Source organism: Acinetobacter lwoffii (assembly GCF_029024105.1).
Taxonomy (GTDB): Bacteria; Pseudomonadota; Gammaproteobacteria; order Pseudomonadales; family Moraxellaceae; genus Acinetobacter; species Acinetobacter lwoffii.
Genome location: NZ_CP118963.1, coordinates 2,387,323 through 2,400,911 on the forward strand (window position 1 = coordinate 2,387,323; position 13,589 = coordinate 2,400,911).

3 protein-coding genes, 3 pseudogenes and 1 other annotated feature are annotated in these 13,589 nt (G+C 41.9%); of the genes and pseudogenes, 1 reads left to right on the forward strand and 5 read right to left on the reverse strand.

The window, feature by feature from the left end; all coding sequences use genetic code 11:
- Window positions 1-187: 187 nt before the first annotated feature.
- Both PYW33_RS11625 and ppk1 read right to left on the reverse strand, forming a co-directional pair.
- Complete coding sequence (locus PYW33_RS11625; protein ID WP_004646177.1) at window positions 188-415, reverse strand: hypothetical protein; 228 nt, start codon at window positions 413-415, stop codon at window positions 188-190.
- A gap of 117 nt (window positions 416-532) precedes the next feature.
- Window positions 533-2,611: a polyphosphate kinase 1 gene (ppk1, locus tag PYW33_RS11630; protein WP_004646175.1), complete on the reverse strand. Its 2,079-nt coding sequence runs from the start codon at window positions 2,609-2,611 to the stop codon at window positions 533-535.
- 304 nt (window positions 2,612-2,915) lie between these two features.
- Between ppk1 and PYW33_RS11635 the strand changes: the two are divergent.
- Window positions 2,916-4,135, forward strand: a pseudogene (locus PYW33_RS11635) (IS3 family transposase).
- Window positions 3,191-3,307 (forward strand) — a sequence feature (AL1L pseudoknot). (Overlaps the previous pseudogene by 117 nt.)
- Window positions 4,136-4,173: 38 nt before the next feature.
- Here the strand turns inward: PYW33_RS11635 and PYW33_RS11640 are convergent.
- The 3 genes and pseudogenes from PYW33_RS11640 to PYW33_RS11650 form a co-directional block, all read right to left on the reverse strand.
- Window positions 4,174-5,012: pseudogene (locus PYW33_RS11640) on the reverse strand (IS5 family transposase); the annotation flags it as partial.
- Between the two features lie 70 nt (window positions 5,013-5,082).
- Window positions 5,083-12,243: an ESPR-type extended signal peptide-containing protein gene (locus PYW33_RS11645; RefSeq protein ID WP_004646168.1), complete on the reverse strand. Its 7,161-nt coding sequence runs from the start codon at window positions 12,241-12,243 to the stop codon at window positions 5,083-5,085.
- Window positions 12,244-12,440: 197 nt separating this feature from the next.
- Window positions 12,441-13,382, reverse strand: a pseudogene (locus PYW33_RS11650) (IS5 family transposase).
- Window positions 13,383-13,589: the final 207 nt, after the last annotated feature.

Here is a 13,589-nt window from a genome sequence, read left to right on the forward strand (position 1 = left end):
GGGTTATAGTCACTTCTACTACAGCCCCTTAAATAATTATATTTCTCTTTAAATGATGAACATAACTTTGAAATATAAAACTATTTATTTTGCTATAAAAAAACCACCAATAATGGCGGTTTTTTATCAATGACAACTTATGCGTCATGTGACGGTCACTTATCGTATTTTATAAGTTTGGTACTTCTTACTTTATTTTAAAATGATGTTTCTCAGGAATAAGTTTTATTTTTATCGATTTATAAAGTCGCTCTTCAGAATTTTCTGCTGATTTTGTCACTTTATCAGCAAATTTCTGATCAGACATAAGCATGGCATATGTTTTATAACCTATTTCAAGCGCTTGTGTTTTATTGCCTTCTTCTTCGAACTGTTCAATTAATTTGTTGATCTTTTTAACACTGATATCATTCATGTAATTGACTCATTCCCACTTGATTTTTACTTTAGGGTTGTATTGTTACAGTTTAGTTAAAATAAGTTTAAATCATTGCAAATGATTGTCATTTATACAATGACTTGAAATTTTTCGTTAAATAATTTGATTCATTAATTGTTGCTGGGCAATATGGACTGCCTGTCCATTGCCAGCCTGACATTGTATCCAGGTACCATCGGCTTGTAATTCCCATGCACGCCGATTATCTTGAAGATAATTCATTAAGCCCTCTTCCAGAATTTGTTTACGAAGTTTTTTATCTTCGATTGGGAAACAGGTCTCGATGCGAGAGAATAAATTACGCCCCATCCAATCTGCACTGGCGCAAAAAAGTTTACTTTCACCCTGATGGTAAAAATAATAAACTCGGGTATGTTCTAAAAAACGTCCCACAATTGAGCGGACTCGAATATTTTCAGAAAGTCCTTTCACTTGTGGGCGTAAGCAGCAAATTGAACGGATAATCAAATCGATTTGAACGCCCGCTTGAGACGCTCTATACAGAGCATCAATTAGTTGAGATTCAGTTAAGGCGTTGACTTTAATAATAATCTGCGCTTTTTTGCCCGCTTTGCTATTTTCAGTTTCATTTTCAATGAGTTCAATCAATTGAGAATGCAGAGTAAATGGTGCATGAAAAAGTTTTTTCAATTTGACCATTTTCCCCATGCCTGTGAGCTCCTGGAAGACTTTATGGACATCTTCACAAATATCAGCATCACTGGTCAGTAGTCCATAATCAGTATAGATTTTGGCATTCATTGCATGATAGTTACCTGTGCCTAAATGAACATAACGTTTAATCTTGTCTACTTCACGACGCACGATCAGAATCATTTTGGCGTGGGTTTTATAACCAACGATCCCATATACAACAACCGCCCCAGCTTCTTGTAATAGATTGGCAACTTCGATATTTGACTCCTCATCAAAGCGAGCACGTAATTCAATCACTGCTGTGACTTCCTTACCATTTCGTGCTGCTTCAGCAAGGACTTGCACAATTTCAGAATCTACACCACTACGATAAAGGGTTTGTTTTATGGCTAACACATGTGGATCACGGGCTGCCTCTTTCAGTAGCTTAATGACCGGAGCAAAAGAGTGAAAAGGGTGATGTAATAAAACATCTTCGGTTTTTAATACCTCAAATATGGATTTTTTCCCATACAACACTTTCGGTAATTTTTGTACATGGGAAGGAAAACGTAACTCAGGCAAATTAAAGTTCGATATAAAGCGCGCCAGATTAAGCGGGCCATCAATACGATAGAGTTGCTCTTGCTTAAGATCAAATTGTCCAAGTAAATAATCAATAATATTTTCAGGGCAATTTTTAGTCACCTCAAGTCTTACAGCCCGACCAAAGCGTCGTGAGGATAGTTCATCTTTTAAGGCAATTGCTAAGTCTTCAACATCTTCTGAGATACTTAAATCTGCATTACGTGTGACCCGAAATTGATAACATCCAGTGGTGGTCACCCCTGGAAATAATTCATGAAGATGTTGCTGAATAATGGCTGAAAGTAGAATGTAGTGTTCATCCTCACCAGAAATATTTTTAGGTAACTTCACTAATCTAGGTAATGATCGTGGTGCTGGAACAATCGCTAAATTAATTTTTCGTCCAAAGGCATCGTTGCCTTCCAAAGTGACAATAAAATTTAAGCTTTTATTGGCTAAACGAGGAAAAGGGTGTGCGGGGTCTAGACTGATAGGCGTGACCACAGGTTGAACTTCATGATGAAAATAATTTTTAATCCATTCTTTATGTTTTTCAAGGATGTCACCATACTGAATGAAATGAACGCCATGTCCTTGCAGTTGTGGTAAGAGATTATAATTAAGAATTTTATACTGTTCTTCGACAGCTTCGTGTGCAAGTTTGGAAATGGTGGTGACTATATCTGAGAGTAGTAAGTCATCTGGATGAGTTCTAGCATGATCTGAAAGTTCAATTTGTTGCATTAAACTGGCAACTCGTATTTGAAAAAATTCATCCAGATTACTTGAAAAAATAATTAAAAAATTGAGTCGTTCAAGTAAAGGATATTCAGTATCTTTCGCCTGTGCCAATACTCGCTTATGAAATTCAAGTAAGGAAAGGTCCCGATTAATATAAGTTTTTAATGTATGTATGGAAGAATTTGAAGGCACATTTAAAGCAGTCATTTATGGCTCTTATAAAGTTAGATTGCAGCGCTGAAGGAAGCTAATAAAAATTCTTTTAAAGCCTTTGAAAGAGGTTAATTAATTCTTCGTAAATAAAAAATGATTAATTCTGCAAGAAGGCTAAGAATTTAATTTTATTCAATTAAGTATTCTGTGACTGCTTCATGACATTTTTATGACATCGTATTGTATTGTTATTTCATGTGGGTAATATTTAGACTTTTATCTGAGTTTAGAAGAAAGGGACAACGTTATGAACCGTACCGGGTTTGTCGGAGACTCAATATTCTGAGAGACTATTCCGATGACAAAATTAAAATATACCCCTGAAATCAGAGAAAGAGCGGTTCAATTATTGATTGAATCTGAAAAAGATTATCCATCGAATTGGGCTGCGATCACAGCAATTGCTCCCAAGATTGGTTGTACTCCTGAAACACTACGTGTTTGGTATCAAAAATATTTAGATAAACAAAATCCAGTTAAAGTACAGCAGCTTTCAGACCAAGAACGTATCAAACAACTCAAACGCGAAAATAAAGAACTGCAACGCGCCAATGAGATTCTACGTAAAGCAGCCGCTTTTTTCGCCCAGGCGGAGCTCGACCGCCCACACAAATAATGGTGGATTTCATCCATAACAATAAAGACTTATATGGTGTTGATGCGATTTGTAGAATTTTACCGATCGCACCTTCAACCTATTACCGGACTCTAGATCTCTGCGAAAATCCAGAACATCGAGCAAAGCGAGATTTACATGACTTGCATCATGCTGAGGAGATTAAACGAATTTGGAAGGAAAGTTCAGGTCGGTATGGTGTACGTAAAGTCTGGCAAAAACTGAAACGTGAAGGCTATATTATTGCACGCTGTACAGTTGCTCGATTGATGCAGAAGCTAGATATACAAGGTGTTTGGCGAGGTAAGAACAAACAAACCACCCGTAGCCGAGATGACCAAAAACGAGCACCTGACTTGGTGAAACGGAATTTTAGAGCTGATCAGCCTAATCACTTGTGGGTTGCTGACTTTACCTATATTCAAACAAATTCAGGCTGGGTCTATACCGCCTTTATTATTGATGTGTTCTCACGAGCAATTGTTGGCTGGAAAGTATCTACACGAATGAATACAGATATGGTGCTCGATGCATTGGAGCAAGCATTGCATGATCGAGGCATGCCAAAGAATGTGATTCATCATTCCGACAGAGGTGTGTAATATCTTTCCATTCGCTATACCAATCGTTTAGAAGCAGCAAATTTACGAGCATCAGTCGGTACAACTGGTGATTCATACGATAATGCTTTGGCTGAAACGGTGAATGGCTTATACAAAACCGAGGTGATTGAATATTTAAAAGCAGATTGGCAAGGTTTAGCAGATGTACAACTTGCGACACTAAATTGGGTAGATTGGTTCAATAAAGAGCGTGTACACAGTGCACTGGGTTATGTATCGCCTTTTGAGTTTGAAGCAATGTACTATGATAAGATTAACCCGTTAGGTCAGGTGGCCTAACTTAAATAAAAAAGTCTCCGACAAACCCGGTACGGTTCACTGAGTTTATCTCCTAATAATTTAATGCAGTGCATCTTAGTTTCAACCAAACTTCGCCGATGATAGCCTGACCATTTTGTTCATAGTGTCCTGCCTAAACGTGCAACTGTTCGAAGTAATTCATTTCGCTCTAGCGAGCTACTCTTTGTATCTTTCCACGGTTTCGCATTTTTTCTAGGTGGAATCACCGCATACGCTTGCCGATCTGCAATGACCTGACGGCATTGCTTGGTGTCATAAGCTCCATCGGTATAAACAGAGTCAATCTGCTCATCTTGTGGAATCTAATTAAGTAAATCACCAAGCACCTGTGAATCACTGACATTATTGGTTGTGAGCCGAATAACGCGTATTTGTAGGGTTTTAGCATCGATACCAATATGTAGTTTACGCCATTTGCGACGATATTCAGGTCCATGTTTCTTGCGTTTCCATTCGCCCTCACCTAGAAGCTTCATGCCTGTAGAGTCTACGAGTAGATGCAGCCCATCGCTACTTTTTTGGTAGCTGCTTGCAATATCAATATGCTTTTGTTTTCTACAAATGGTGGAATACGAATATCACTGATATTCGGGGCTGCTCAGCCGCAAAGCTTAATCAGACTTTGCACAAAGCCAGTAACCATACGTAAAGACAGACGGAATAAGGATTTAATCATTAAGCAGCATTGGATGGCTACGTCGGAGTAGATTTGATTTCGCCCTTGTTTGCCTTTTGATGGAGCATACCATTGCGTAGCAGGATCCAACCAAAGGGCAATATTTCCGCGACTCATGAGTGCTCGGTTATATGCGGGCCAATTGGTAGTGCGGTAGATTTTGTGTGTAGGCTTCTTCATTTGAAAATTATATCGCTGAAAAAGCCTTTATAGATAGGTTTGTGCAACAAAGCCCTTTATGCTTTAAATTTTACCAACCAAAACCAACGCCTACACCACCCGAACTTTCTTCCTTGGTAAATGCGCCACCAATGGTGAGTGAGGTATTATCATTAATAATCCGTTGATAGCCAATTGACACCGCCTGTTCCTGTCCCTGAAAGCCAGCACCCACACCGACACGATTTTGTCCTTTGACACTGGCAGCACTACTTGACATATTCATCATCGCAGCAGTCATGGCACCTTGGCGGTTAAAACGTTCATCCACTTTATGGAAGCGCTGTTCTGTTTCCATACGATAATCATTAAACGCGCTATTTAAGGCATTTACACGCTCATTGGTATAGTTATTGGTCGATTTTTCTGCTGCTTTTAGCTGTTGATAGTTGACTGCATCGGTATCTTCAACGGCATCCGCCACATGGATGATTTGGCGTTCTTTGCCTTTTGCTCCAACTGATACCGTATTATCACGATCCGATGCAGAATCATTACCCAATACCACTGCATTTTTGGCTTGAGTATCGACATTATTGCCCAGCACAAAGGTATTATCACCCGTGACTTTATTGTCATTACCCACAACATAACTACCGTTTCCAGATACCGTGTTTGGATCACCAAAGGCACCAGAACCATTACCTGAAACCTGATTACCCACACCTACAGCAGTTGAGCGATGGCCTGTCACTACGGTATTTGTTCCAATCGCAACCGAGTTTTCACCTGTTGCCGAAGCAGCTTGGGCATCAGTTACTCCATTCACCTGAACAAACTGGTTACTGGCTGTAAGTTGAGTTTGCACATCTGCAATTTTGCCATCGGTATAGCTATTCGCACTGGAAAGTGCCGATGCCGTTTGCTGGTCGGTATAATCTTTTGCGCCACTTAAAGAAGATGCCGCTTTTTGATCTGTGTAGCTTTTTGCATCATTAAGTACAGATGCAGTTTGTTGATCAGTATAGGCTTTGCCATCGGCAGCTTTCTGGTCAGCATAATTTTTCGCATTGTTTAGTGTCGATGCAGTTTGCTGATCTGTGTAGGCTTTACCATCAACCGCCTTTTGGTCTGCATAGCTTTTTGCATCATTTAAGGTTGATGTGGTTTTCTGGTCGGTATAGCCTTTTGCATTATTTAATGCAGTGGTTGTTTGTTGATCTGCATAATTTTTTGCATCATTTAAATTAGATACAGCTTGCTGGTCTGTATGTGTTTTTAAATCTGATACAGAGGTTTTAATTGCACCTAATTGTTGATCAACTGCAATGAATGCATCACTCACTGTATTTTTAGCTTTTCCTTGGATTGTAAAAGTTGGATTTGTGAATACACCATTGTTCCATGCCGCACCACCACCTAATGCCTGAACCAACGCAGTATTAGTCGTATCAACACGTGTATTTAAGGTAGTGACTTCATTGCCGATTCGGGTATCGACACCATCAATACGGGTATTAATCGTATTTGCGCTGGTTGTGATTGCTGTATTTAAGTTGCCAACTTCCGTGGTCACCCGATCACTCAATGTTGTGACACTGGTATTGGTCACATGTAACTGTTTACCTGTCACTGCATCTTTAGACGTTGCATCTAATGTTGCATCTTGCAGACCTGTAAGTTTCGTACCGTTTGTACCTGCCAAAGTAATTGTGTCTTTGGTTGCTGAATCATAGATCACTGCATTTGCTGCAAGATTCCCTGTATTGGTTTTTAACAGTGCAATGTCATTTGTGTTAGTCGTGACTCGTCCATCAATTCCTGAAATTGTGGTGTTCATCGTTCCAACTTCATTGCTAATTCGGGTATTCAGTGTTCCAACTTCTGTACCAATCCTGGTATTTAAGGTAGTCACTTCATTGCCGATTCGGGTATCCACACCATCAATACGGGTGTTAATCGTATTGGCACTATTGGTAATGGCTGTATTTAAGTTGCCAACTTCTGTACCAAGTTTAGTATCCAGTTTACCAACTTCCACATCGGTATAACCTTTTGCATCAGTTAAGGTATTCGCCAATCCTGTGGTTAGCGCGGTTTGATCTGCTTTTAAAGCTAAGCCCGTGTCTGCATAGGTTTTGGCATCTACCAATGTATTAGACAAACCTGTGGTTAGCGCGGTTTGATCTGCTTTTAAAGCTAAGCCCGTGTCTGCGTAAGTTTTAGCATCTGCCAATGTACTAGACAAACCTGTGGTTAATGCAGTCTGGTCGGCTTTTAAGGCTAAACCATCTGTTAAGGCCGTATTGGTTGCATGTAACTGCTTGCCTGTCACTGCATCTTTAGAGTTTGCGTCTAAAGTAGCATTTTGCAGATTGGTGATTTTTGTACCGCTTGCACCTGCCAGCGTTAATGTCGCTTGGTTCGAGGCGGTGTCGTATAGAACTGTATCGGCATTAGCTGTAAAATTACTTAATGCAGTATCCACATAAGCTTTATTGGTGGCATCAGTCGCATTTACTGGTGTTGCCACATTGGTAATCCGTTTTGTTGCACCTGCACGACCAACCGAAATTGTATTGGCTTCATCAGCTAAAGAGTCAAAACCAATGGCGGTGGCATTTAATGCTGTCGCTTGGCTGCCTACACCGAACACACTGCTACGGTCAGCCGTTGCGGTCACACCTGCACCAATAGCAACTGAGCTTACCCCTGTCGCTGCTGCGGTTTCCGATGCGGTTAAACTTGCATCATCAATTTCATTATCAGCATTTTGGTCATACCAACCACCAAAGGCAATTGATCCAGTTCTATTGGCAGTTGCACCTGTACCAAATGCACTACTGACCACACCTGATGCAGTATTTTTTAAACCGACTGCGGTTGCTCCTGCACCAGTTACATTATTGACACTACCAAAGGCATTGGCTGTCGTTCTACTACTATTATCACTAATAAAGGGATTTGTGTTTGATGCACCATGATCTACGGTATTTGTAATACCAAAAGCATTGCTAGCTTGGCTTTTCGCTAGGTTGTTACCACCTACGGCATTACTACCCAAACCTGATGCTTCATTCCTATAACCCACCGCACTGCTATACCAACCCGATGCAATATTCACATAACCCACCGCACTGCTATTACTACCCGATGCGGTATTCATATAACCCACCGCAGTACTATAACCACTCGATGCAGTATTGCTATTACCGACCGCATTACTATATAACCCTGAGGCAATATTGCCGGTACCCAGGGCACTGGCTTGACCATCCATCGCCAGGTTGCCACCTTTTTTGATGGCATTAATAAAGGTTGCAAATTTAACCGGATCGGCGGCTTTGGTGGTGGTCAGACTATTGACGGTAAAAGAGTCAATATCATCCAGAGTAGTCCCTGCACCGGTGGTGGTTACCGCAATACCCCCCACTGTGGCAATTTTCCCTGAGATTGTGGTAATGGTATGTGGAGAACCTTTGGCTGAACCCAATGCAGTTGAGCTAGAAGCACGTGCATAGTTATCGCTAGGGGTGGCATTGGGTATGGCAGCCAGCGCATCGGTCAGTTGTTTTTTATTGATCGCATCGGTATCGGTGGTACCGGCTTTGACATTGGTAATTTGTTTTTCCGCACCCGCCTGACCTACCGACACAGTATCGGCACGGTCGGCTACCGCATTTAAACCGATGGCAGTTGCCCCTGTTGCCACCGCTTTACTGTTAATCCCGAACACGCTACTGCGATCAGCCAATGCAAGGTTTCCGCCCTGTTTGAAGTTATTGATAATATCGGTTGCCTGTGCTGCTGTGACGCTCTGTCCATTGACTTCGGTCAACAAGCTTGGATTGGCAGATAATGCCGCCCAATCTGCTGCGCTGGTTTTTATCACCACACCATCCAAAGTGGTGACGCCACCCACACTGCTAAACGTTGGTGTGTAGCTGAAGGGCGTTAAAACAACCTGTGGACCTAAATTACCTGCATAGTCGGCCAAACCGGAGCCGACCGCAGCACCATTTTGCCCAATCACGGTATTACCGGTACCTATGGCGTTGGCATATCCGCCTGTTACTATATTATTTAGACCTATGGCATTACCTCCAACCACAGTGACGGTATTTTTTGTGCCGATGGCTGAACCATACAGATTACTTACGTTATTGCTATAACCTAACGCATTAGTGCCCCAGGCTGAAGAATTAATTATGTTGCCAATACCAACCGCGGTATTTTTCGCAGCGCCATTGTTTTTATTATAGGCACCAAAAGCATTATTGAGGTCTCCATTCGATGCAGTATTCTCAAAACCGACTGCACTGCTATTCACACCCGATGCATCATTGCCATAGCCAAAAGCACTGCTATCTACACCTGTGGCTAAATTGCGTACACCCATCGCAGAACTATATTGACCTGCCGCCACATTCCCTTGTCGTAATATATTTAAAAATTGAGATTTTTGATTTTCATCGACCGCTACACCATTGACATGTGTAATTGTTGCAGTCGTATTACCTGTTGCAGTCACTGCAACGCCATTGACGCTGACCAACTTACCATTTTCAACTTTTTCTTCTAAAGTTCGTAGTCGTGAGGATACGCCTCCACTAATACCCGACCCCATAGCGGTTGAGGATTCGGCGACAGCAGCATTAAAAAAACCAAACGCACTTGAAGCAAATTGTGTTGTCAGATTGCCAAGACCAACCGAACTGCTAGACCAACCCAATGCGTCATTATTAAAGCCCAATGCATTACTATATAGATTCGATGCAGTATTCCTATAACCCAATGCATTACTATATAGATTCGATGCAGTATTCCCATAACCCAATGCACTGCTATTATTACTCGATGCAGTATTATTAGAACCCAATGCACTGCTATTATTACCCGATGCAATATTTGCTGTACCTACCGCACTACTCAGTTGACCAACCGCAATATTTCCGCCTTTCTTGGCTGCATTGATAAAGGCTGCTACTTTGGCTGGGTCGGCTGCTTTGGTCGTGATGACCCCACCCACTGTAAATGAATTAATATCATCAATACTTATGCCTGCTGTCGCTAGGTCAGTGGTTACAGTAATGCCACCCACTGCGGTAATTTTTCCTGCTGTGGTTGTTGTGGCATGCGGTGTACCTTTCGCTGAACCTAAAGCGGTCTCGGTTGAAGTATGAGTGTAGTTGTCGGTGGCGACAGTTCCGCCTGAAACACTTAAAATCGCTGTATCCAGTTGTCCTTTATTGACCGCATCGGTGGCTAGTGTGCCTGCTGCGACATTGGAAATGGTCGTCCCCCCTGTACCACGTAAGGTAATTTTATCTACAGTAGGCGTGTCATAACCAATTTTGCTTGGTAAACCTGTGACTGGATTTAAAATACCTGTAACTGGATTGAAAAGTGCAGACTGATCTACTTTAGCTGCCAATCCATCATCGAGTTGTTTTTTATTGACTGCATCGGTGGTTTGTGTACCTGCTGCCACATTGGTAATTTGTTTCTCTGCGCCTGCACGACCCACTGAAATGGTATTTTCTTTATCGGCTAAAGAGTTAAAACCAATCGCTGTTGCATTTTGTGCCGTGGCTTGGCTACCCACACCAAACACGCTGCTACGGTCTGCCGTTGCGCTTACGCCTGCACCCATCGCTACTGAACTTACACCTGTAGCTGCTGCGGTTTCGGTTTCTGTTAAAATAGTATTAATTAAGCTATCTTCATCTTTGTCATACCAACCACCTACGGCGATTGATCCTTTTTTATCGGCGATTGTCTTTACACCAAAGGCATTACTGACTATTCCTGATGCAGTATTCTCAAAACCGACTGCACTGCTATTCACACCCGATGCTTCATTGCCAAAACCGACTGCACTGCTATTCACACCCGATGCTTCATTGCTATAACCGACTGCACTGCTCGCATAACCCGATGCTTCATTGTGAGAACCGAATGCACTGCTCTCAAAACCCGATGCTTTATTTTGTCTACCAACGGCACTACTACCATAATTCGATGCAACATTTTTTACCCCTACAGCACTACTATATAGACCAACGGCAATATTTCCGCCGTTTTTCGCTGCGTTAATAAAGGCAGCAACTTTGTCTGGGTCGGCTGCTTTGGTTGTTGTTACCCCATTTACAGTAAATGAGGTAATGTCATCAATATTTTCACCTGTTGCAGTGACGGTAATGCCTGCTACTGTGGTAATTCTTCCATTGGTTCGTGTGGTCGTATGTACAGTACCCGATGCCGAACCTAAAGCGGTATCACCAGCATAGTGAGCGTAGTTGTCGGTGGCGACAGTTCCGCCTGAAACACTTAAAATCGCTGTATCCAGTTGTTTTTTATTGACCGCATCGGTATCTGCCGTACCTGCCTTAACATTGGTAATTTGTTTTTCTGCACCTGCACGACCAACCGAAATTGTATTGGCTTCATCAGCTAAAGAGTTAAAACCAATCGCTGTTGCATTTTGTGCCGTGGCTTGGCTACCCACACCAAACACGCTGCTACGGTCTGCCGTTGCGGTTACGCCTGCACCCATCGCAACTGAACTTACACCTGTGGCTGCTGCGGTTTCGGGTCCACCATGTGTAAAGCTACTATTGTTATCTTGGTCATACCAGCCACCTACAGCAATTGCCCCCTGTTTATTGGCAATTGTGGCTGTACCAAAGGCATTACTCGCTCTACCTGATGCTTTATTGTAATAACCGACTGCACTGCTACTACTACCCGATGCTTCATTTCCACCCCCGACTGCACTGCTAGCCCAACCCGATGCAGTATTCCCCATACCGACTGCACTGCTAGAGTTTTGCGATGCTGTATTATTATAACCCAATGCACTGCTATAACTATCCGATGATTTATTGTTATACCCCAATGCACTGCTAGAATCACCCGATGCTTCATTCTTATGACCACAGGCAAAAGCATCTAGGCCGCCTGCGGTACTGTCTAAAGATTGTTCACCAGTGTCAGTACTGCCATCACAGACATCTCCTGCCCAAACACTCATTCCCGAAATCGCGGCAATACTTAAAACCAGACTTTGTAAAATAAAAGGTTTATAGGCAAAAACCCCGTTTTTGCCTTGTTCATCATGCTGAACTTTGCTTAGGCTATTTGGTTGCTCACCTGTGGTATTGTCGGTCTTACCTGCACTTTTGGCATGCTCCGAAACAACAACCATACGCCCCAAAGATTTATTCCAGATTTTTTTAAAGATGTGGTTCATATCTGTACCTGTAATTTTTAAACATTTGGTACAATTACAAAACATTACATACAAAGTTGTATATCACTGAAAACTGGTATTCTGACGAATGGTAATAACTTTTTAGAGAAAAAATAGCATCTGGTAGATGCTATAAATATATTACAGCTTTGTTGCACAAAGATTTGAAATACAAAGCCGCCCTAATTGAGCTAAATTTAAGGCGTAACTTGGGTAAGTGGTCGACCTAATTCCGTAAATCTGTTGAGGCCTGCTACACGTGCATGAATCTCATTCACTTGGCTATCAAAACGCCTTGCACTGAGTTTATCTCCTAATCATTTAATGCAGTGCATCTTAGTTTCAACCAAACTTCGCCGATGATAGCCTGACCATTTTTTCCATAGTGTCCTGCCTAAACGTTTAACTGTTCGAAATAATTCATTTCGCTCTAGCGAGCTACTCTTTTTATCTTTCCATGGTTTCGCATTTTTTTCTAGGTGGAATCACCGCATGCGCTTGCCGATCTGCAATGGCCTGACGGCATTGCTTGGTGTCATAAGCTGCATCGGTATAAACAGAGTCAATCTGCTCATCTTGTGGAATCTGATTAAGTAAATCACCAAGCACCTGTGAATCACTGAGATTATTGGTTGTAAGCTGAACTGCTCGTATTTGTAGGGTTTTAGCATCTATGCCAATATGTAGTTTACGCCATTGGCGACGATATTCAGGTCCATGTTTCTTGCGTTTCCATTCGCCCTCACCTAGAAGCTTCATGCCTGTAGAGTCTACGAGTAGATGCAGCCCATCGCTACTTTTTTGGTAGCTGCTTGCAATATCAATATGCTTTTGTTTTCTACAAATGGTGGAATACGAATATCACTGATATTCGGGGCTGCTCAGCCGCAAAGCTTAATCAGACTTTGCACAAAGCCAGTAACCATACGTAAAGACAGACGGAATAAGGATTTAATCATTAAGCAGCATTGGATGGCTACGTCGGAGTAGATTTGATTTCGCCCTTGTTTGCCTTTTGATGGAGCATACCATTGCGTAGCAGGATCCAACCAAAGGGCAATATTTCCGCGACTCATGAGTGCTCGGTTATATGCGGGCCAATTGGTAGTGCGGTAGATTTTGTGTGTAGGCTTCTTCATTTGAAAATTGAATCGTACCGGGTTTGTCGGAGCCTTTTGTATTTCATTAGCTTATATTAAAACCTGCGCGCCAACTTTTAATAATTGAAATTTCTCAGCTGTATAGGTGCATAAAGATCATTAAAAAATAAGCTAAAGCATCTTCTCGGATTCACAACTCACCTTAGGAATATCCATCATCTAACAAACTGAATATCTTAAGGACTT

Bases quoted from the DNA above. Each gene is read 5' to 3' on its own strand.
- ppk1 (WP_004646175.1), bottom strand. From the start codon at position 2,611: ATGACTGCTTTAAATGTGCCTTCAAATTCTTCCATACATACATTAAAA.
- PYW33_RS11625 (WP_004646177.1), bottom strand. From the start codon at position 415: ATGAATGATATCAGTGTTAAAAAGATCAACAAATTAATTGAACAGTTC.
- PYW33_RS11645 (WP_004646168.1), bottom strand. From the start codon at position 12,243: ATGAACCACATCTTTAAAAAAATCTGGAATAAATCTTTGGGGCGTATG.